At 60.5% G+C, this 19,121-nt stretch carries 20 protein-coding genes; 8 read left to right on the plus strand and 12 right to left on the minus strand.

What is annotated here, in order from left to right; all coding sequences use genetic code 11:
- Positions 1-131: 131 nt before the first annotated feature.
- Together AC1RNA_RS01530 and AC1RNA_RS01535 are read left to right on the plus strand one after the other, a co-directional pair.
- A complete protein-coding gene (locus AC1RNA_RS01530) occupies positions 132-581 on the plus strand; it encodes a hypothetical protein (RefSeq protein ID WP_009339751.1) in 450 nt (149 codons plus the stop codon).
- Complete coding sequence (locus AC1RNA_RS01535) at positions 574-1,806, plus strand: HlyD family secretion protein (protein ID WP_048757414.1); 1,233 nt, start codon at positions 574-576, stop codon at positions 1,804-1,806. Before AC1RNA_RS01530 ends, AC1RNA_RS01535 begins: the two co-directional genes overlap by 8 nt.
- Positions 1,807-1,832: 26 nt before the next feature.
- Here the strand turns inward: AC1RNA_RS01535 and AC1RNA_RS01540 are convergent, their stop codons facing one another.
- The 6 genes from AC1RNA_RS01540 to AC1RNA_RS01565 all read right to left on the minus strand — a co-directional run bounded on the left by AC1RNA_RS01540 (position 1,833) and on the right by AC1RNA_RS01565 (position 7,423).
- Positions 1,833-2,048: a hypervirulence associated TUDOR domain-containing protein gene (locus AC1RNA_RS01540; protein ID WP_492949977.1), complete on the minus strand. Its 216-nt coding sequence runs from the start codon at positions 2,046-2,048 to the stop codon at positions 1,833-1,835.
- A 12-nt stretch (positions 2,049-2,060) separates the two neighbouring features.
- Positions 2,061-2,432, minus strand: a complete 372-nt coding sequence (locus tag AC1RNA_RS01545) for a DUF488 domain-containing protein (protein WP_492949978.1) — start codon at positions 2,430-2,432, stop codon at positions 2,061-2,063.
- Positions 2,433-2,569: 137 nt separating this feature from the next.
- Positions 2,570-4,888 carry a TonB-dependent receptor gene (locus AC1RNA_RS01550; RefSeq protein WP_492949979.1) on the minus strand — a complete coding sequence of 773 codons (2,319 nt, stop codon included), beginning with the start codon at positions 4,886-4,888 and terminating at the stop codon, positions 2,570-2,572.
- 186 nt (positions 4,889-5,074) lie between these two features.
- On the minus strand, positions 5,075-6,232 hold the full coding sequence (locus AC1RNA_RS01555; RefSeq protein ID WP_492949980.1) for an MFS transporter: 1,158 nt from the start codon (positions 6,230-6,232) through the stop codon (positions 5,075-5,077).
- Positions 6,233-6,347: 115 nt separating this feature from the next.
- A complete protein-coding gene (locus AC1RNA_RS01560; protein ID WP_009339739.1) occupies positions 6,348-6,926 on the minus strand; it encodes a TetR/AcrR family transcriptional regulator in 579 nt (192 codons plus the stop codon).
- A 32-nt stretch (positions 6,927-6,958) separates the two neighbouring features.
- Positions 6,959-7,423 (minus strand): nuclear transport factor 2 family protein, encoded by a 465-nt coding sequence (locus tag AC1RNA_RS01565; RefSeq protein ID WP_009339737.1) that lies wholly within the window; start codon positions 7,421-7,423, stop codon positions 6,959-6,961.
- A gap of 117 nt (positions 7,424-7,540) precedes the next feature.
- Between AC1RNA_RS01565 and AC1RNA_RS01570 the strand changes: the two genes are divergently transcribed.
- Positions 7,541-8,464 (plus strand): DMT family transporter, encoded by a 924-nt coding sequence (locus AC1RNA_RS01570; protein ID WP_492949981.1) that lies wholly within the window; start codon positions 7,541-7,543, stop codon positions 8,462-8,464.
- A gap of 10 nt (positions 8,465-8,474) precedes the next feature.
- On the opposite strand, the gene AC1RNA_RS01575 is transcribed toward AC1RNA_RS01570, so the two are convergent.
- From AC1RNA_RS01575 to AC1RNA_RS01585, 3 genes are all read right to left on the minus strand, one after another.
- Positions 8,475-8,906: an OsmC family protein gene (locus tag AC1RNA_RS01575; RefSeq protein WP_009339733.1), complete on the minus strand. Its 432-nt coding sequence runs from the start codon at positions 8,904-8,906 to the stop codon at positions 8,475-8,477.
- Between the two features lie 50 nt (positions 8,907-8,956).
- Complete coding sequence (locus AC1RNA_RS01580; RefSeq protein WP_492949982.1) at positions 8,957-10,036, minus strand: hypothetical protein; 1,080 nt, start codon at positions 10,034-10,036, stop codon at positions 8,957-8,959.
- A gap of 191 nt (positions 10,037-10,227) precedes the next feature.
- Positions 10,228-11,532: an MFS transporter gene (locus tag AC1RNA_RS01585; protein ID WP_009339729.1), complete on the minus strand. Its 1,305-nt coding sequence runs from the start codon at positions 11,530-11,532 to the stop codon at positions 10,228-10,230.
- Between the two features lie 142 nt (positions 11,533-11,674).
- Here AC1RNA_RS01585 and AC1RNA_RS01590 point away from each other — a divergent pair, with 142 nt between their 5' ends.
- Positions 11,675-12,322, plus strand: coding sequence for a DJ-1/PfpI family protein (locus tag AC1RNA_RS01590; RefSeq protein ID WP_492949983.1), 648 nt, complete (start codon positions 11,675-11,677; stop codon positions 12,320-12,322).
- A 66-nt stretch (positions 12,323-12,388) separates the two neighbouring features.
- The gene (locus tag AC1RNA_RS01595; protein WP_009339725.1) at positions 12,389-12,793 is read left to right on the plus strand and encodes a cupin domain-containing protein; all 405 of its coding nucleotides are present in this window, start codon (positions 12,389-12,391) and stop codon (positions 12,791-12,793) included.
- 99 nt (positions 12,794-12,892) lie between these two features.
- Here the strand turns inward: AC1RNA_RS01595 and AC1RNA_RS01600 are convergent, their stop codons facing one another.
- Complete coding sequence (locus AC1RNA_RS01600) at positions 12,893-13,516, minus strand: helix-turn-helix domain-containing protein (protein WP_040298437.1); 624 nt, start codon at positions 13,514-13,516, stop codon at positions 12,893-12,895.
- Between the two features lie 164 nt (positions 13,517-13,680).
- Between AC1RNA_RS01600 and AC1RNA_RS01605 the strand changes: the two genes are divergently transcribed.
- Positions 13,681-14,706 carry an iron-sulfur cluster-binding domain-containing protein gene (locus tag AC1RNA_RS01605; protein ID WP_492949984.1) on the plus strand — a complete coding sequence of 342 codons (1,026 nt, stop codon included), beginning with the start codon at positions 13,681-13,683 and terminating at the stop codon, positions 14,704-14,706.
- A 24-nt stretch (positions 14,707-14,730) separates the two neighbouring features.
- On the opposite strand, the gene AC1RNA_RS01610 is transcribed toward AC1RNA_RS01605, so the two are convergent.
- On the minus strand, positions 14,731-15,522 hold the full coding sequence (locus AC1RNA_RS01610; protein WP_009339719.1) for an aldolase: 792 nt from the start codon (positions 15,520-15,522) through the stop codon (positions 14,731-14,733).
- Positions 15,523-15,624: 102 nt separating this feature from the next.
- Positions 15,625-16,497, minus strand: a complete 873-nt coding sequence (locus tag AC1RNA_RS01615; protein WP_492949985.1) for a LysR family transcriptional regulator — start codon at positions 16,495-16,497, stop codon at positions 15,625-15,627.
- Positions 16,498-16,636: 139 nt separating this feature from the next.
- Between AC1RNA_RS01615 and bioB the strand changes: the two genes are divergently transcribed.
- On the plus strand, positions 16,637-17,692 hold the full coding sequence (gene bioB, locus AC1RNA_RS01620; RefSeq protein WP_492949986.1) for a biotin synthase BioB: 1,056 nt from the start codon (positions 16,637-16,639) through the stop codon (positions 17,690-17,692).
- A gap of 171 nt (positions 17,693-17,863) precedes the next feature.
- Positions 17,864-19,090: a 5-aminolevulinate synthase gene (hemA, locus tag AC1RNA_RS01625; RefSeq protein ID WP_492949987.1), complete on the plus strand. Its 1,227-nt coding sequence runs from the start codon at positions 17,864-17,866 to the stop codon at positions 19,088-19,090.
- The last annotated feature ends 31 nt before the right edge of the window (positions 19,091-19,121 follow it).

The following is a 19,121-nucleotide window of genomic DNA, read 5'->3' on the forward strand; positions in this document are numbered from 1 at the left end:
TCTCATTCAGGCTTGTCTCAAAACATCCGCTGACTGATTGCACTTGCCAAGTTCCTGCCTTGTGCAAGGATGGAACCGGACGGCCAGTGCCAATCCATACGTTGTTCGCTGAGCAATTACTGGGGGCTGCCTTGAACGAGTCGCTGCATCCGCTCGCGCCGCATCATTTGCCACTGTTCATCACGGCGCCCGGCGATACCGACATACTCATGGTCGTCGTGGGCATCATTCTGCTCCTCTCTATTCTACTCGTCGGCAACATCTACCTGCAGATTCACTCCCTGCCGGAGCGGATGGCTCATAAATCACAGAAGCTGCAGTTCGAAATCGTGGCGGTGCTGTGCCTGCTCGCGCTCTTCACACATAATCATTTGTTCTGGGTGGCCGGGCTATTTCTCGCCTTGGTCGACCTGCCCGATTTCAGCACTCCGCTGCGCAGCATCGCGGCCTCCGTTCAGAAAATAGCCGGCATTCCTCCCGACCCCGATCCATCGGAGCCGCCTGAGCCGACAACTCACGCGGCGACATCCATATCCGACAAGGCGCCGGACAGCGAGACGAGGGGGCAAGGCCATGCTTGAGCTGCTCCTTTGCTCGATTCTGACGGTGTTTCCCGACTATCTCTATCGCCGGTATGCGCAGGACAAACGCATCGGGCGAGAGATCACGCTGTTTTCCGTCTGGTACGAATTGAGATGGGGCATCACCGCATGCGTGATGCTGACGGTCGCCCTGATCACCGTCATCTTCTATTTCCATCCCTCTACGACCAGCGCGACCTTGTACTTCAGAACCGTTCCGATCGTGCCCGAGACGATCGGGCGCGTCGCCTCGGTTCATGCCGACTTCAGCGCTCCTGTTCAAAAAGGAGAAGTCCTGTTCAGGCTGGACAGTTCAAAACAGGAGGCCGCACTTGAAGCCGCCCGCCGCAAGGTCGCGGAGGTCGACGCGGCACTTGTGGCGGCGCAAGCTGATGTCCTGAAAGCAGACGCGCAGATTCAGGAAGCCAAAAGCGCCTATCGGCAAGCCGCCGAGGAACTGGACGTCAAACGCGAATTGCAGAAGCGCAATCCGGGCATTGTCCCACAGCGTGACATTGAAAAGCTCGAAGTCGCCGCCACCGGTCGTCAGGCGTCCGTCGATGCGGCGACCGCCGCACATCAATCCATTATGGCGCGTGTGACGGCGCTGCTACCCGCGGAGAAGGCGAGCGCGGAAGCAGCGCTCGCTCAGGCGCAGGTGGATATGGACAAGACGTTCATTCGTGCCGGTGTCGCTGGGCGCGTCGAACAATTTTTGCTGCGGCCGGGCGATGTCGTTAATCCCATGATGCGGCCCGCCGGCATCCTCATCCCGGAAGGCGCGGGAAGGCGGCGACTCGCTGCAGGATTCGGGCAGATCGAAGCGCAGGTCATGAAAGTCGGAATGGTGGCCGAGGCCACATGCATTTCAAAGCCGTGGACCGTGATCCCGATGGTCATCACAAGCGTGCAGGATTACATCGCGGCGGGTCAGTTCCGAGGCGGCGAACAGCTCCTCGATGCCCAGCAAGCCATGGCGCCGGGTTCTATTCTTGTTGTGATGGAGCCTATCTACAAAGGTGGGCTTGATGGCGTGACTCCGGGCAGCCGTTGCATCGCGAATGCCTACACCAGCAACCATGATCTGATCGCCGCAAAAGAGACTGGTTTTCTCATGGGCCTCTGGCTACACGCCATCGATGCCGTCGGGATCGTGCATGCCATGCTGCTGCGTATCCAGGCGCTGCTGCTGCCGGTCAAGACGCTGGTGCTGAGCGGTCACTAACGCCATCGACGAAAGAGAAGCCGCCTTTACTCTCGCAGCAACTCAAGAGCCCTGCCCTTGTGAGCCGCGACATGATCGGTCTTGTCGCTCTTGATCTCATACTGGGGACACTCCTGCGAGGCGTGATGGGTGTGGCCCTTATAATCGAAATCTTGCGTGTGGATGGCGATGACGGTCCCGGACACCCACCCCGCCTCGGAATGCCAGCCCACATGATCGCCGATCTTGAACCCTTCAGCCATGTCGCGAACTCCTCATTTTTGCAAAAGGACGTCCTTCAATACGACCGCATCATTGTGCTCTTCGTCATGCGCACTGTAGACGAGAGTGACCGTCTCTGCCTTCGCCAGCGCGCGAATGTGCTCGAGTTCCTCAGCGTGTTGCCGCAATTCGCTCTTGTAGCGGCGCTGGAATTCCGGCCAGCGTTCAGGATCATGACCGAACCATTGCCGCAGCCCGGTGCTGGGCGCGATCTCCTTCATCCAATCATCAAGGGCAGCTTTTGCCTTGCTCACTCCGCGCGGCCAGAGCCGATCAATAAGAATACGCACACCGTCCTCCGGTTCCGCCGGGACATAAGCGCGCTTCAATCGGAGATGTGAGGCTGGAAACGGGGACTTTGTCATGCGCTAACCCTGCCGTGATCGGGCCATGCAGCACCCGGAAGCAATACCACTGCACCTTTCCATTGGGGTCAAGGACCACGATAGCCCATGCCCCATCGGCACCCCTTCTTCGGACAGGCTTATTCCAGCAGGATTGGCTAGAACTTAGCCCGCGCCAGCACGCGGAAGGTCCGGCCCTGACCGGGAGACAGGTTGTTGTTGCCGTCCGCGCTCGCCCAGTACCCCTTGTCGAAGATGTTCTCGACGTTGAACTGCGCGCTCCACGTCTTGTCGATCTTCAGATAGAGCGCCGCATCGAACCGGACGAAGCCCGGCAGTTTCACGGTGTCATCGTTACTCGCATAGGAATTGCCAAAATAGATCACGCCGAGGGCCGCTGCCCAGCGCGGGTCGATCTGATACTTGTTCCACCACGAAAACTGATTGTACGGCACGAGCTGAACGCGATTACCCGCAACGAAGACCGCTGACAGATTCCTCGCAACACGAGCGTCGGTGTAGGCATAACCAAGGATCGATTGCCAATCAGCGGTGACATAACCATTCAATGCAGTTTCAAATCCGCGAGTATGGGTTGCACCATTCGGGACGAAGAAGCCGTTTCCGACTGGGAATGGCTGATTGGTCCGGTTCAGATTATAGAGAGCCGCCGTCCACAGCAGCTTCGGATTGATATTCCACTTCGCACCTATTTCAGTGCTCTCGAACTTCTGCGGATCGAGAATCAACGTCCCGTTCGACAGCGCGCTGAACTGATCGCCCGACGCCGGAAGATAGGAAATGCTGTAGGCACCGTAGAGCGATACGTTATCGACCGGCTTGAAGATCACGCCAGCGCGGGGCGACACTTTGTCGTCGACACGATTGCGCGTGACACCTCCCGGAACATTCCGGTCAGTGGCCGTCATATCGAACCGGTCGAACCGTGCGCCTGCGATCAACTGCAACCAGCGCGTCACATCGATCTGGTCCTGCGCATAGGCCGATGAAATATTCAGGCGATAAACACTGTTCGAGTCACCGGTCGAGCCGTTGACCGCCGGATTATTGATCACATGATTAAACGTGACCGGCCCGAAATAAGTGGGATTAAACGGGTTGACCGCCACCGTCGTCGCGCCGTTGAAAAAGCCGGTATTACGAAGCCCGAGGCCGGTCTGTCTTCCAAATTCGGTTCCAAATGCAACCGTGTGGAAAATCGGCCCAGTAAACGTCTTGTAGGTAAAATCGGTCTGGTTGAACAGATTCTCGCGGTTCGTCGTATTCTGATAGGCGCTTAGATTCATCGTCCCGGTGCCGGGACCGGTCACGGTCGCCGCACTACCCGGATAGACATTGGTGTATCCGCGGTTGAAGTCGGCATACATCGTCGAGTTCTTGACGGTCAGGCCGTTGCCGAAGTCGTGGTCGATCACCGCCATCGTGGTCTGCACGTCGGCATAGGTGTTGTTGTAGATCGGGCTGCCGAAGAATTTCGAGAAATCGTTGTTCGGCACGAACGGCACTGTGGGATTGAAGCGGCTCGTTCCCGTTGCCGCGAGAGACGGGTTGCCGCGATCCGCCAGTTCCTTGTCATGATAATATTCGTAAGAGAGCTTGATCTTGGTATCGTCGGTCGGCTTCCAGGTCAGCGTCGGATTGATGCCGTAGCGCTCAAGCCGCCCGAAATCGCGGAACGTGTCCGAGCCTTCATAGAAGGCATTGAGGCGAACCGCGACCTTGTCGTTGACCGCCTGCCCCGCATCGATCGTAAAGCGACGATCGCCCCACGAGCCGGTCTGCGCGGTAGCCTCATAGATGCGCTGGCCGTCCGCTTCCTTCAGTGTGCGGTTGACGAGACCGCCACCCGCGCCGCGCCCGAACGTCAGCGCGCTCGGTCCCTTGATCACCTCGAGGCTCTGCGTGTTGTAGAGATCGCGGAAATACTGGACGTCGTCACGGAAGCCGTTGACGAAAAAGTTGGCGCTGGAATCGACGCCGCGGATCACGAGCTCGTCGCGGTTGCCTTCGCCCTGATGCACCGAGACGCCCGGAATGTAGCGGGTGATATCGGTGATGCTGTGGGTCGCCTGATCCTCGATCATCTGCTTGGGAACTACATTGACCGACTGCGCGATGTTCAAGAGCGGCGTGTTGGTCTTGGTGGCGACCGACGTGCTGTTCGAATAATAGCCCACTGTGCCGGTGCGCGCATCGAAGGTGGCCGTGTTTGCCACCGGCGCCGGTGCTTGCGGCGTCTGCGGCCGGCCCGAACGGCGCGCGGCGCGGCGCGTATTCGACGAGGACGATGCCGACCTTTGCCGCTTGTGCGTCCGCGGCTTCGCCGCGTCGATCGTCACCGCCGGCAACGTCGCACTGGTTTGCCCCGCAGGCTGCTGGGCATGAGCAGGCACGATAAAAATTCCGAGGCTCAGCGCAGCACCCGCAGTCGACGCGAGCGCCACTCGTCGAACCATCTTCAACTCAAAGAGATGTTTTGAAACAGACACAGTTATTCCCCCAGTCAGTCGCCGTGCGGCGAGTATCATTGAGGGAGACAACCAACAACGGCAAAAATTCCTGGATATACCTTAGATGCCCTCTAAACCGTTTTGTTTAGATAGCTTCTAAGAAATCATACCAACACGCAACAATACCTCGCATCACGAGCGATCGTTGTTCGATGCCGGCTTGAGAGAGATCATCCAGATCGTGAACAGACTGGGCGTCGCCGCGATCGCCACCGGCACGAATGCGAACACCGCCATGCCGCCGATGTCCCAGGCCATGCCGCTCACAAGCGAAACGAACATCGCGTAGGTGTAACTGATCGCCAACGCCGCAGCGAGAATGCGCGCAACATCGTCCGGATTACGCGCGAGCAACGGCGGCAGCGCCATGCTGAGCGTCAGCAGCGCGCTGCAAGCCATACCCGTCACGCCCGCTGATATGATTGTCCACCAGCCGGTCGAAAACACGACACCGAAAATGCTTGCCAGCATCATGATGCCAAAGAAGATGAACGGCCAGCGCTTGCTCTGAAACCGGTCTGCCAGCGCCACCATCAACAGCGAGATCGGAAACTGTCCGACGTTCAGCGCCGTCAGTGCAGCGCTGACGTCCGCGCTTCGTCCCATGCTCGTCAGGTAAGCAGGCAAGAAGGCGTTGGTGCAGAAATAGGTACTGGCGACACTCGCCAGGATCATGCCAATCTTCCAGTTCAGCTTGCTGGCAAGATCGGGCCACAGGCGTCCGGGCTTGCTGACCGCATGATTCTCCGTTCGCGGGCCGAAGGCGAACACCATGATCGCGATGACCAGCAGCGGCGCGGACCATGTCAGAAGACCAAGCCGCCAACTCTGGTTGAAATACGGCAGCAACACCGGAAGCATCAGCGCGACGGGGACGACCTCGCCGACGATGAGTCCGTTGGTGTAGAGCGCCGTGCCGAACGCTGCGCGCTCCGGCATCCACTGCCGGACGGCAGCACCCATCGCAGGCTGCATGATGGCGATACCGCCGCTCATCAGAACGGTCGCCGCGTAGAGCGAGTAGGCTTCCGGCGCCAGCGCGCGCAGGCCGGAACCAAGCGCAGTGACCGCAAGACCGCCAGCCAGCGTCCATCGCACTCCGACATGCTCGATCAGCAATGAGCCGGGGGCGGCGGCAATGGCGAACAGGATCACAGGAATGCCGGTGAGAATTCCGATCTCCGTGCCGGACAGTTGCAGGTCCGACTGGATCAGCGAAATCACCGGCGGCACCGCGAGCACGCTCAGACGCAGACCGGCGCCGCAAATCCACAGCAGCAGACCCGACATATAGTTTCGATTTGTCATAATGACCGGAAATGGAGGAAAGGAAGCGCACAGCGCGGAGGCTGCTGTCTACCAGAACCGGCGAGTCAATACACCGGTCGAAAGATCTAAAATACGCTCAGGATTTTCTGTGAGGGGGAAGCACAGCATCGGTGCGCTGTTGCAGGCGCGCCAGCGTGCGGCCGAAGACGGCGTCTTCCTTCAGCGCGCGCGCAAGCGTGAGCGCACCCTGAATGCTTCCGACGATATCCTCTGCAAGAGACTTCGCAATGACTGCATCGGCGCCTGCCCGAACCAGCGCGCCGTCAAGCGCCTCGATCCAACGCTTGAAATAAAGTCGGATCGGCTTGGCGAAGCGATCCCGTGTCTCATCCAGCGCGAAGGCTCCAAGCAGGCAAACCCTGCGGCCGGAGCGAAAATAACTGTCAACCGTCCGCCACATCTGCGCGATCGCGGCACGCGGCTCATCGCGCTCCAGTGGTTCAAACACTTCGCGCACGAACCATCCGTCGACATCGGCCAGAATTTCCGCCGCCATGCCTTCCTTCCCCTCGGGAAAGAAGTGATAGAGGCTGCCCTTCGACAGGCCAGTGCGTTCGGTGATTTCAAACAGTGACGCACCCTCGAAGCCGAGTTCGCGAAAGACCTCGGCCACCCGTGTGATCGCGTCGCTTTTCTCGAAAACCGTGCGCGCCATGTCCTGTCTGTCAGCTCCCGTCAGGTCTGGTTCTATAGCCCAAGATCGGACAGACCCGGATGATCATCCGGCCGGCGGCCCAGCGGCCAGTGGAATTTGCGGTCCGTTTCCTTGATCGGCATATCATTAATCGAAGCGAAGCGGCGCTGCATCAGGCCCGCCGCGTTGAACTCCCAATTTTCGTTGCCATAGGAACGGAACCAGTTGCCGCTGTCGTCGTGGCATTCGTAAGCAAAACGCACGGCGATGCGGGTATCGGAAAAGGCCCACATTTCCTTGATCAGACGATAGTCCAGTTCTTTCGCCCATTTTCGGGTGAGAAACTCGATGATCTGCTTGCGTCCGACAGGAAATTCCGCGCGATTACGCCATTGGCTGTCTTCCGTGTAAACCAGCGCGACTTTTTGCGGATCGCGGCTGTTCCAGCCATCTTCCGCCATTCGCACCTTCGCGGTGGCGGTTTCAAAGGTAAAAGGCGGTACAAGCGGCGTGGCCATGGCGGCATCCTTTAATGTGTGGGTGGCATGAACGGCGATGTTTAAACCAATAAGTTTTGACTATACCAATCGGTCTAGTATTGCAACCCTGTGGTCTAAAGCTGCCCGGGACCGGTCATGATCCATAATGAAACCTCGCCGTCCCGGACGGGGCTGTCCCGGCAGACACTCGGCATGGGGCTCGGCTTCATCGGAATAGCCATTTTCGGCGGCACGCTGCCTGCGACACGTCTTGCGGTGGAAGGACTCGATCCGTTCTTCATCACGGCCGGCCGTGCGGCCGCCTCCGGCCTTCTCTCAGCCGCGCTGCTTCTGATGTTACGGCGGCGCTGGCCGAGCATGCGCCAGATCCGCACGATGCTGATCTGCATCGTGACCATCGTTTTCGGCTTTCCGGGGTTGATGGCGCTGGCGATGCTAACGGTGCCCGCTGCACATGGCGGCGTCGTGCTCGGCATCCTGCCGTTGACCACAGCCGCAGCCGCCAGCGTGATCCTGGGCGAGCGTCCCTCGCTGCGCTTCTGGCTGCTGGCAGGACTCGGCACCACGGTGGTGGTGGCGTTCGCCCTGCGCGACAGCGGCGGCGAAATCGCAATCGGCGATGTCTATCTGTTTCTGGCCGCGATCTCGACCTCGATCGGCTACGTGTTCTCGGCCGACCTCAGCCACGAGATGCCCGGCTGGGAAGTCATCTCATGGATTCTGGTGCTGGCACTGCCGCTGACCCTGCCGCTCGCGATATGGCTATGGCCGACCAATCCCGGCGCGGTGCCGACCGCTGCGTGGGTGGCCTTTGCCTACGTCTCGGTCTTCAGCATGTTCGTCGGCTTCTTTGCATGGAATGCCGGACTCGTGATGGGCGGCGTTGCCCGCGTCAGCCAGGTGCAGTTGCTGCAAACCTTCGTCACGCTCGGACTGTCCGCAGTTATCAACGGCGAACATGTCGGCCCTTCCACCATCGCGGTGGCGGCGCTCGTGGTGGCGATCGTTGCAGCGGGCCGCAACGCGCGCATTGCGCAGAAAGTCCCTGAAGCCGCATAGCGATCGCAGATCAGGACACCAGACTTGCATCGAGCGTGATCGTACAATTGAACAGCTTCGACACCGGGCAGCCGGATTTCGCTCTGGCGATCAAGCCATCAAATGTTTGCCGGTCGATGCCGGGAATCTCTCCCTTGAACGTCAGGTGCACGGACGTGATGGTGAAGCTGTCGCCCTCAATCTCCAGCGTGACAGCCGCATTCGTATCCATCTTATCGGCCTTGAAGCCAGCCTCGGTCAAAAGCCGCGACAGGTTCATCGTGAAACATGCCGCGTGCGCCGCGCCCAGCAGTTCTTCCGGATTACTTCCGGGCTTGCCTTCGTAGCGGCTGCCCAAGCCATAGGGGTAGTCGGTCAGGGCGCCGCTCTTGGTGGAAATGGCGCCCTTCCCGTCCTTGATGCCGCCGCTCCATGTCGCGGAGCCGAATGTTTTCACCTTCATCAGTCAACTCCTTGAATGCAGCGATCCGCCTGAGCGGAATTGCAGCCGTCTCAGGCGGCCGCGGATTTCAGCCTCTTCCGGTTCGCATCGAGTCTTCGGTCCACCAGCGCAACGATCTGGTCGACCGCCGGATGATTCATGCCCTTCTGCTGCGCCAGCAATTGCACGAGCTTGTCGGCGCGCTCGACATTCGCCGCTCCATTGGCCAGAGCGCGCGCCACCGATGCCGGCCGCGCGAGGCTTTTGGCCGCCGCAGCGTATTTCTCGAACGGCACGAGATCTTCGCTCTTCGCACCGAGCGCGATGCAGACGTCACTCACGAACTCATACACTGCGCGCGATTGCGCAAGATCGGAATGAACCGCTTCCTGCGCGGTACGCATGCCATCCTCCGTGATGCAGCGATAATTTCCGGCGAGCAGCATCGGCCATTTTGCCAGCGGCACGAACAGCGAATCGTGGAAGCGCAGCTTCACCGGCACTTCCGTCTTGCCTTCCGGCGTCTCCATGCGGATCGCATTGATGTCGCTCTCAAGTCGGCGCAGGATGGCGTTGCTGTTTTCGTTCTCAAACCGCGCGACCTTGAAGTTGGTCGGCAGCGTGACGTGCAGGAAGTTGACCTTTTCCTCCGGCGGACGGATCGCCTGCGGATCGGGGCTGCACAGGGTTAGCGTGCCGGGATCGAACGCGCTCCAGACCGACGGATCGGTGGATGCGGCTTTCACGGCATCCGCATCGACACCCGGCAGGCGCGCGATATAGGGCAGCGGCGGCATGTTCATGATCGACATGCACGGCACGCGTGATCGCGCGATACGCTCCAGCAGCTCGCGTACGCCCGGCGCGCCATATTGCGGCTCCTGCATCGCGAGGCCGATCAGGTCGTAGTCCGCCGGATTCACGTCCCCCGCACCCATCGCGGACACCTTGCCGGGCAGATTGCGTGAATCGATCAGAAGCGGCGTCTCGCGGCCGCGGATCGGCATCCGCACGCGAAAGCCCTCGCTGTTGATGAGATCGGCCTCCGCAGGCAGGCATACCAGCGTGACGGAGTGTCCGCCGAACAGAAGTTTGGAAGCGAGCAGCGACCCATAGGACGCGCCGAGGATAAGGATTTTATAGTGTGACATCATTGTTCTCTTTTTTTGCAACAGAGACGCTGCGCCCGGCCTTGCAGCCAGAACCCATCCCCGTATGTCCCAAGGTGTTTTGTTTGAGCGCTTGTTGCGCCTGACGTGCACGCACGGTCATGGCCGTGCGAACGTGTATCGAATAGTCGGTAGAGGCGGAGCCGGCCTCAACGAGGCCGGCTCCTGATCCGTTACAGATCCTCGAAGGCGGTTTCCCGCGATACCAGCGTCGCGATCAGCGTGATGGCGCCGAGAGCGATGAGGTACCACGAAATCGCGTGCGTGGAGCCGTAGTAAGCCAGCAGGCCCGTCGCGATCATCGGAGCAAAGCCGCCGCTGATCGCCGCCGATACCTGCACGCCGAGCGACGCGCCGCTGTAACGCACCTTGGTGCCGAACAGCTCGGGGATGAAAGCAGCCTGCGGACTGAACATCAGCCCGTGGGTGATGCTCATGATGATCGCAATCGCGATCGCGATCGTCGTCGGGTCCTTGGTCTCGACGAACGTGAACAGCGGGAAGGCCGCGATCATCGAAAGAATGGTGCCGGCGATGTAAAGCGGCTTGCGGCCCACATAGTCTGACAACAACCCGAACAGCGGCAGCGTCACCAGTTCGAGCATCGCTGCGTAAAGCACCGCGTCGAGAATGACCGTTTTCGAGAGGTGCAGGTGTGATGTCGCATAATAGACCAGGAAGCCGATCAGCACATACACCCACGCCACTTCCGAGATCTTGAGACCCACCGCGACGATGAAATTCTTGAAGTCCTTGGTGAGCACGTCGACAAGCGGCGCCTTGGACACCTCACCCTGCTCCTGGACTTTCGCGAACTTCGGCGTCTCGACGAGCCGCATGCGCACGAACAGGCCGACGGCGACGAGAATCGCGCTCAGCCAGAACGGAAGCCGCCAGCCCCAGCTCATGAACTGATCATCGGGCAGCTTGGAGACCAAAAGGAAGACCAGCGTCGCGCACACCATGCCGAGCGGAAAACCTACCTGGACGAGGCTGCCGAGGAAGCCACGGCGGTGCCGGTCGCCGCTTTCGATCACCATCAGGGTCGCGCCGCCCCACTCGCCACCGATGCCGATGCCCTGCGCCATTCGCAGAACCAGCAGCAGGATCGGAGCGAGAATGCCGACCTGATCATACGTCGGAAGACATCCGATCAGGAACGTACCCGCACCCATGATGATCATGGTGAGTGTCAGCATCGCCTTGCGGCCGAGCTTGTCGCCGAAATGGCCGAACACCGCGCCGCCGAGCGGACGCGCGACAAAGCCCACTGCGTAGGAGCCGAATGCAGCGAGTGTGCCGACCAACGGATCGTAGTTCGGAAAGAACAGCTTGTTGAACACCAGCGCCGCCGCGGTGCCATAGATCAAGAAATCGTACCACTCGACCGTGGTGCCGAGCACGCTCGCCGTGACGATGTGCTTGATGCTGGACCCCTCCTTGGGCACAGCGGGGTTTAGTACCTCTGCTGTCGACATTTGTTTCTCCCTAGTTGACTTTGCGGGTTATGTTTCCCGGATTAAGAAACTTCAGCATCGTTGCTGAATAGAAAGTTGTCAACTAAGTTTCCTTCTGCGATACTTATTTAAGCAAAGTTTCTTAGAGCAGGAGACGTCTGGCATGCCAAACACCACGTTCATCATCCACGCCTATGATGATGTTGAACCGATCGACATCGGCGCAACATTCGGCGTTCTTTCAATGGCCAAGCGTGTCGATCCAGGCATCGACATGATCCTGGTGGCCAACAAGGCCGGACCGGTTCGGCTCTCTAATGGACTTGAGATCATCGCTCCCTACAGCGTGACGAATTGTCCCGCCGGAGACGTGTTGATGATTCTCGGCGGCGCCGCATGGCCCGAGGTCAGCAAGGATGAGCAGACCCTCGACTTCATTCGCACGTTCGCGCAGAAGGGCATCGTGGCTTCAGTTTGCACTGGGGCGCTTATACTTGCTGGCGCTGGCCTGCTCAACGGCAAGGGTGCAACCACGCGCCGCTTCGCGCCCACCGGCACCGAGACGCCGCTCGCCTTGATGAAAAAACTTTATCCCGGCGTGAAAGGCACCGAAGCACGATTCGTCGATTCCGGCGCGGTCGTCACCGGCGGCGGTGTCGTTCTGGCAGTCGATACAACATTGCATCTGATCGCGCGGTTACGCGGCACGGACGTCGCGAAGGAGACTGCGCGCATCATCGAATACCCATGGAGCGGCAATGACGGCGCGTTTTCCGAAGCCGCCGGCACGCTCAAAACTGCGGCCGCATAACTGAGTTGACAGCTTCTCTCGTTTGTATCCTAATAGGATACTTATTTAACAAAGGAGGATACCCCGATGGACCCACGCTTCGTCACCAAAGAACCCACACCGGGCGGTTCGGTCTATGTGAAGGTCACCGACATGGACTGGAAGCCATCCCAGTTCGAAGGCATCCAGATCAAGGTGCTATACGAAAAGCCGGAAACCGGCGAACTGACCTGCCTGCTGAAGTGGGAACCGGGCACCACGCTGCCCTTCCACCAGCATCCCGAACTCGAGCAGAGCTATGTGCTCGAAGGTTCGTTCTACGATCACGACGGCATTTGCCGCGCGGGCAATTTCGTCTGGCGCCACCCCGGCTCCTATCACGAGACCAAGAGCGACGAAGGCTGCATTCTTCTCGCCGTCTACCGCAAGCCGAACAAGTTCGGCGAGACCGCGGGATTCGGCGTCGAGAAGGAAGGCGCTCTCGCAAGCTGATTCAAGGCGACTGATCGTTCCCCCAGCCTTGATCTCGGGGCGCTGCTCGCAGCGCCCCTTTTTTGCACCCCATGGCTGGCGGCTTTCCGGGGAGGCGAATTAGCTACGGTTTTTGGGCTCGTACAACACCACGAGAGCCTTGGCCTCGCCGGACTTGCCGCGCCCGCGATGCCTCTGGCGAGGATCGAAATAGATACAATCGCCCGGCATCAACTCGAAGGTCTCGTTGCCAACCTCGAATTCCACGACGCCGCTGAGCACGAAGATCATCTCCTCGCCGCCATGCTCGAAGAACACTTCCTTGAGGATTTGCGAGGGGAAGGTAAACAGAAACGGCGACATGTGCTTGCCGGCGGCGCTCTGCACCAGCGACTGGTAGTCGTAGCCGAACGACGTCGCGCCGCGCACGACGTTACGCCGCTCATCGGCGCGCACCACGGAAACACCTTCATACCCGGGCTCGGAGCGCTCACCGGCTCCGTTTTCAACCAGCCCCGCGAGATCCGTGCCGAGCGCCTTGGCGAGTTTTGAGAGAGTCCCGAGAGGTGGCGTCTGACGGCCGGTCTCGACCTTGGAAAGATAACCCTTGGTGAGCCCGACCTCCTGGGCCAGCGAATCCAGCGTACGCTCCTGCATCTTGCGCAGTTGCCTGATCCGGCGTCCAAGCGTGTCGATTTCCTGCTCGCCTTTAAACCCGGTTTCCAAGATGTCGGTTGTTGTCATTTCGAATCGTCTATTGTGCCGGAAGCTCTTGATTATCAACAGTCCGGCTTGGTCGGAACCGTTTTCCATAGATAGTCCCATCTATAGCAGACTGCCAGCCGTCCCATATTTGATCCTTCGCAAGTTTCCTGATAAGAAACATTGGGAAGCCTAGGGACGACACCATGCAACGGCAGTACAAAATCGCCCGTAAAGTCAGCGAAACACCGAACACGATCTCCGTATTCCTGATCTCGGACGGCGCACTGGAGCGCTTTCAAGCCGGGCAGCATCTCGCTTTCGATATTCCAGGCGTCGGCGAGCGCCCTTATGTGTTGTCCGCCTTTTCTCCCGACCCGAAGATTTATCGCATCACGGTCGTCCACACCGATGCGACGGATGCCGCAAGAGCAGCCTCCTACTGGACCGACCATGCGGAAAAAGGCGGCCTCATTCGCGCGACCGGACCGCAGGGATCGTTTCATCTCACCGCCGAGCTTGACCGGCCCATCGTCATTCTCAGCAAGGACATCGGCGAAGCCGCCGTCACCGCGATGGCGGAAGAACTGGCCGTGAGGGCATCACGGCATCAGGCCGTATTTCTGCACGCGACGTTCAACAGCTCGACATTCGCCCTGAAAGGCAAACTGGGATCGCTAAAAGCCGATCTGCCGAACAGCGTCTGGAAAGTCTGGTTCAGCAATCCGCGCCAGATCGACCGGCCGGGCAAGGAATACGACCTCAACGGCGACATGGACCTTGGCGAGTGCGCGGAATTCTTTCCCCGCGAGGAGTTCGACGCCTACATCTGCGGCCCGAGGGAATTCGTCGCCGCAACGGAAGCCGCGATGCGCGACAACGGCATCCCATGCCGCGATATCTACACACAGGAGATGGGCGCAACCCTCGCACCGCCTGCGGAGATCGCCAACGAAAAAGAATTGCCGACGCTCCATCCGCAGCCGGTGACGTTCACGACCTCAGGCATCGCGGCGACATGGACGCCCGAGAAGGGCACGCTGCTGGAATTCGCCGAAAGCCTCGGGATCACCGCGCCTTTCAACTGCCGCACCGGAATGTGCGGCATGTGCGCGCGCAAGGTGACATCGGGCGACGTTATGAAAATTCGCGAGACCTCGGCGAAAACGCGCGAGCACTGCCAGTTGATGTGCTCGACCATCCCGATGAGCAGGGTCGAGATCGAACTGTAGCAGCGCTCGCGCGCTTCTTGCGTCTTATCGCGCAACCGGCGCCAGATTCGCGTGGTGCGTCTGCCGGCACCAGTAATCGAACGTGGCGTTCACGATCGACGGCTTCAGCAGATAGTCGTGCGCCTCCCTGGCGAGAACCGGATCGACCGGCGTCAGCGGGCCAAACACACGGGCACGAATCTGCATCCGCGCGGCACGCTCGAGATAGACCGACAGATAGGTCGCTTCCTCGATCGAGCAGCCCGCGGTGAGGTAACCATGATGGGCGAGGATGATGGCGCGCCTGGAGCCGAGAGCCTCGGAAATCAGCACGCCCTCCTGATCGGCGATTGGCACGCCCGGCCAGTCTCCGAGGAACGCGCAATCGTCGTGCAGCGGCGTCATGTCCATCTGCGAGATCACCAGCGGCTGGCGCGCCGCCGCAAGAGCCGACGCCCAGGGCGAGTGGGTGTGGATCATCGATTGCACGTCGGGCCGCGCCTCATACACCCAGAGGTGAAAACGGGTCGCCGGGTTGGGCATGCCGTGGCCGGTCAGCGTGTTCAGGTCGCGGTCGACCTCGATGAAGTCATCGGGCGTGGCTTCATCGAAACCAAGACCGAAGCGAAGCGTCCAGTAGGCATCGGGCCGCTCCGAGCGCAGGCTGATCTGGCCCGCGAGGCCCGCTTCCTGTTCGGTCATCGCGAGAATGCGGCAGGCATAAGCGAGCTTTTCCTTAGGGCTGCGCTGTGTGCCCTTGAGGTGCTCCGCCATTTCCTTTGTCGCGCGGTCGTCGAAATATTCCTTGGCGCGCAAGCTCTTCACATCCACGTTCATGGCTTCCTCCCTGTTTCCGCCAGCAAGATTCCCGGAGTATCGAAGGAAGGGCGATGCGCGGCCATGAAGCGGCGCTCATAACTGAGATGAGGTGCGCGTCGGCTAATGCGCTGCTGCGGTCGCGAGTTGCAGCAATTCCTGCACCAGCGGCGAGGACGGGCGGTCCGTCCGCGTGATGGCCACGATGCGCCGCTTGAGCACGGGGCTGGCGATTGCCGTTTTCACCAGATCGTGCTCCGCAAGCACCCGGTCCGGAATTCGCGATGGCAACACGCAGGCGCCGACGCCCGATGCCACGAGTTGCAACATCGCATCGACGGTTTCCGCCTCCGCCACGATCTGCGGTTTATTCACCACCGCACGCAGCATCTTGTGCAGCGCATAGTGGGGCGGAAAGCCGACCAGCTTGATATCCGCCTTGTTCAAATCGACCGGCACCGGGAGCCGGTGCGACTTCGGAGCGATCAGGCACATCTCGTCGTCGAACAGCGGCGTCGCCGCGAGATCTGCGGAATTGACCGCAACATCATAGACAAAGCCCAGATCGGCCCGGCCGCTCTCCACCAGTGCGACTACGTCCGGCGAACTGCGGCCCATCAGCGAGAGATTAACCTGCTCATGCCGGCCAACGAATTGGGCCAGCACATCGGCGGTGAAATAGTAACTAAGCGTATGCACCGTCGCGACCCGGATGGTCCCGCGCGAAAGTCCCTCCCTCTCGCGGATGTCCTCCAGCGCCTCATCGATCGCGGCGTAGGCAGGTTTCGCCGCCGCCAGCAGCCTGCGGCCGCAATCGGTCAGTTCGACGCCGCGGCCGGTACGGACGAACAGGGCATTACCGACATACGCTTCCAGCGAGGCGAGCTGACGGCTGATCGCCGACTGGGTCAGATCGAGACCGTCGGCCGCGCGCGACAGCGACTTTGTCTCCGCAATCCTGACGAAATAACGAAGCTGGCGGTCCAGGCTCTCCATATCATGTGTGTGCTGCCGGGCGTGCGACCCGTCAAGCATCCTGCGGACCTGCGGCGTGTTGACACCCCGCGAGCCGCATGGTCCACCCTTGGTCGGGATCAGGGTGGCCGGAAGGCACCCGCGACACGCAGGATCGGCCATGAACGTCTCGTCTTTTTCGGTTGTCAAAGGATCGGTGCTGCCGCGCCATGACTGGACGCGCGACGAAGCGCAGGCGCTGTACGATCTGCCTTTCGCCGACCTGATGTTTCAGGCGCAGAGCATCCATCGCGCCAATTTCGATCCCAACCATGTCGAGACGGCGAGCCTGCTCAGCATCAAGACCGGCGGCTGCCCGGAGGATTGCGGCTACTGCTCGCAGAGCGCCCACTATAAGACCGACGTCAAGGCCACCAAGCTGATGGACCATGACGACGTGATCGCCACCGCGAAGCGCGCCAAGGAATCGGGCGCGAACCGTTTCTGCATGGCGGCGGCCTGGCGCAACCCGAAGGACAAGGATCTCGACCGCGTCTGCGACATGGTCAGCGAAGTGAAGGCGCTTGGCATCGAGACCTGCGCCACGCTCGGCATGCTGACGCGCGAACAGGCCGACCGGTTGCGCGCCGCCGGCCTCGATTTCTACAACCACAATGTCGATACCTCGCCGGAATTTTACGGCCACATCATCACCACTCGCACGATGCAGGATCGCATCGAAACGCTGGCGCACGCCCGCGAGTCCGGGCTGAAAGTGTGCTGCGGCGGCATCGTCGGCATGGGCGAGCAGGTCGAGGATCGCCTCGGCATGCTGATGCTGCTGGCGAACCTCGCCGAACACCCGGAAAGCGTGCCGATCAACCTGTGGAATGAAGTGAAGGGCGTACCCGTCAACGGTACCGCCAACGCGCCAGACCCGATCGAGATGGTTCGGATGATCGCGGTCGCGCGCATCATGATGCCGAAAAGCGTGGTGCGGCTCTCCGCGGGCCGCCAGTACATGACCGACGAGATGCAGGCGCTGTGTTTCCTCGCAGGCGCCAACTCGATCTTCATCGGTGACGTGCTCTTGACCACCAAGAACCCGCAGACCGACAAGGATGCCGCCCTGCTCGACCGGCTTGGCATCAAATCCCGGTTCGACGAGGTCCGGGCCGACAGCCAGCCCAAGGATCAAGCCAAGGACCAAATCGCGGGCTCAAGTCGCGCGATTTGATTTCGCGCAAGGCGGCGAGCGCGGCGATCCGCCACGGTCTGCGTGCCTGACAGTGCAGCTTCCCGATTCGACTCTCGACACCGAAGCTGGAAACACTCTAAAAAGGCATTCGAGAACGCCCGCCCCTCTCGTGGACGCTTTCTCGTCCATGGTTCCCGTGGGGTTTTTGGTATGGATTACAATAGGTTCTTCGACGGCGCCCTGAACCGTCTCCATGATGAACGGCGCTATCGTGTGTTCGCGGACCTTGAGCGCATCGCCGGCCGGTTCCCCCTCGCAAACTGGCACACCCCGAAGGGCGAGCGCAGCGTCGTGATGTGGTGCTCCAACGACTATCTCGGCATGGGCCAACACCCGAAGGTGGTCGGCGCCATGATCGAGACCGCGACCCGAACCGGCACCGGCGCAGGCGGCACCCGCAATATCGCGGGTAACAACCATTCCCTGATCCAGCTCGAGCAAGAACTCGCCGACCTTCACGGCAAGGAAGCCGCGCTGGTGTTCACCTCCGGCTACGTGTCAAACCAGACCGGCATCTCGACGCTCGCCAAGCTCATTCCGAACTGCCTGATTCTGTCGGACGCGCTCAACCACAATTCGATGATCGAGGGCATCCGTCAGTCCGGCTGCGAGCGCATCGTATTCCGCCACAACGACATGGCCCATCTCGAAGAGCTGCTTCGCACCCATCGCGAACGGCCGACGCTGATCGTATGCGAAAGCCTCTATTCGATGGACGGCGACATTGCCCCGCTCGGCAAGGTCTGCGACCTCGCCGAGAAATACGGCGCGATGACCTATGTCGATGAAGTCCATGCGGTCGGTATGTACGGTCCGCGCGGCGCCGGCATCGCCGAGCGCGATGGCGTCATGCACCGTATCGACATTCTCGAAGGCACGCTTGCAAAGGCGTTTGGCTGCCTCGGCGGCTACATCGCCGGCAAGACCAACGTGATCGATGCGATCCGTTCACATGCGCCGGGCTTCATTTTCACCACGGCATTGCCGCCGGCGGTGTGCTCGGCCGCAACCGCCGCGATCCGTCACCTCAAGACATCGCAATGGGAACGCTCCCGCCAGCAGGACCGCGCCGCCCGCGTCAAGGCGATCCTGATCGCCGCCGGGATTCCGGTGATGTCGAGCGATACGCATATCGTGCCGGTTTTCGTGGGCGATCCTGAACTCTGCAAGAAGGCCAGCGACCTTCTGCTCGAAGAGCACGGCATCTACATCCAGCCGATCAACTACCCGACCGTGCCTAAAGGTACCGAGCGGCTGCGCATCACGCCCTCGCCCTATCACGAGGACGCGCTGATCGATCAGCTCGCCGAGGCGATGGTGTCGGTCTGGGAGCGGCTCGGCCTGCGGCTGAATGAGAAGTCGCTCGCCGCCGAATAACGGCGGACATCCATTTCTCAATATGAGTCCG

This window comes from Afipia sp. GW821-FHT14H12 (genome assembly GCF_058803465.1).

Bases quoted from the DNA above. Each gene is read 5' to 3' on its own strand.
- AC1RNA_RS01575 (WP_009339733.1), bottom strand. From the start codon at position 8,906: ATGAAGGTGAAAACATTCGGCTCCGCGACATGGAGCGGCGGCATCAAG.
- AC1RNA_RS01550 (WP_492949979.1), bottom strand. From the start codon at position 4,888: ATGGTTCGACGAGTGGCGCTCGCGTCGACTGCGGGTGCTGCGCTGAGC.
- AC1RNA_RS01560 (WP_009339739.1), bottom strand. From the start codon at position 6,926: ATGGCGCGCACGGTTTTCGAGAAAAGCGACGCGATCACACGGGTGGCC.
- AC1RNA_RS01585 (WP_009339729.1), bottom strand. From the start codon at position 11,532: ATGTCGACAGCAGAGGTACTAAACCCCGCTGTGCCCAAGGAGGGGTCC.
- AC1RNA_RS01595 (WP_009339725.1), top strand. From the start codon at position 12,389: ATGGACCCACGCTTCGTCACCAAAGAACCCACACCGGGCGGTTCGGTC.
- AC1RNA_RS01590 (WP_492949983.1), top strand. From the start codon at position 11,675: ATGCCAAACACCACGTTCATCATCCACGCCTATGATGATGTTGAACCG.
- hemA (WP_492949987.1), top strand. From the start codon at position 17,864: ATGGATTACAATAGGTTCTTCGACGGCGCCCTGAACCGTCTCCATGAT.
- AC1RNA_RS01535 (WP_048757414.1), top strand. From the start codon at position 574: ATGCTTGAGCTGCTCCTTTGCTCGATTCTGACGGTGTTTCCCGACTAT.
- AC1RNA_RS01615 (WP_492949985.1), bottom strand. From the start codon at position 16,497: ATGGAGAGCCTGGACCGCCAGCTTCGTTATTTCGTCAGGATTGCGGAG.
- bioB (WP_492949986.1), top strand. From the start codon at position 16,637: ATGAACGTCTCGTCTTTTTCGGTTGTCAAAGGATCGGTGCTGCCGCGC.
- AC1RNA_RS01555 (WP_492949980.1), bottom strand. From the start codon at position 6,232: ATGTCGGGTCTGCTGCTGTGGATTTGCGGCGCCGGTCTGCGTCTGAGC.
- AC1RNA_RS01610 (WP_009339719.1), bottom strand. From the start codon at position 15,522: ATGAACGTGGATGTGAAGAGCTTGCGCGCCAAGGAATATTTCGACGAC.
- AC1RNA_RS01565 (WP_009339737.1), bottom strand. From the start codon at position 7,423: ATGGCCACGCCGCTTGTACCGCCTTTTACCTTTGAAACCGCCACCGCG.
- AC1RNA_RS01540 (WP_492949977.1), bottom strand. From the start codon at position 2,048: ATGGCTGAAGGGTTCAAGATCGGCGATCATGTGGGCTGGCATTCCGAG.
- AC1RNA_RS01600 (WP_040298437.1), bottom strand. From the start codon at position 13,516: ATGACAACAACCGACATCTTGGAAACCGGGTTTAAAGGCGAGCAGGAA.
- AC1RNA_RS01580 (WP_492949982.1), bottom strand. From the start codon at position 10,036: ATGTCACACTATAAAATCCTTATCCTCGGCGCGTCCTATGGGTCGCTG.
- AC1RNA_RS01545 (WP_492949978.1), bottom strand. From the start codon at position 2,432: ATGACAAAGTCCCCGTTTCCAGCCTCACATCTCCGATTGAAGCGCGCT.
- AC1RNA_RS01605 (WP_492949984.1), top strand. From the start codon at position 13,681: ATGCAACGGCAGTACAAAATCGCCCGTAAAGTCAGCGAAACACCGAAC.
- AC1RNA_RS01570 (WP_492949981.1), top strand. From the start codon at position 7,541: ATGATCCATAATGAAACCTCGCCGTCCCGGACGGGGCTGTCCCGGCAG.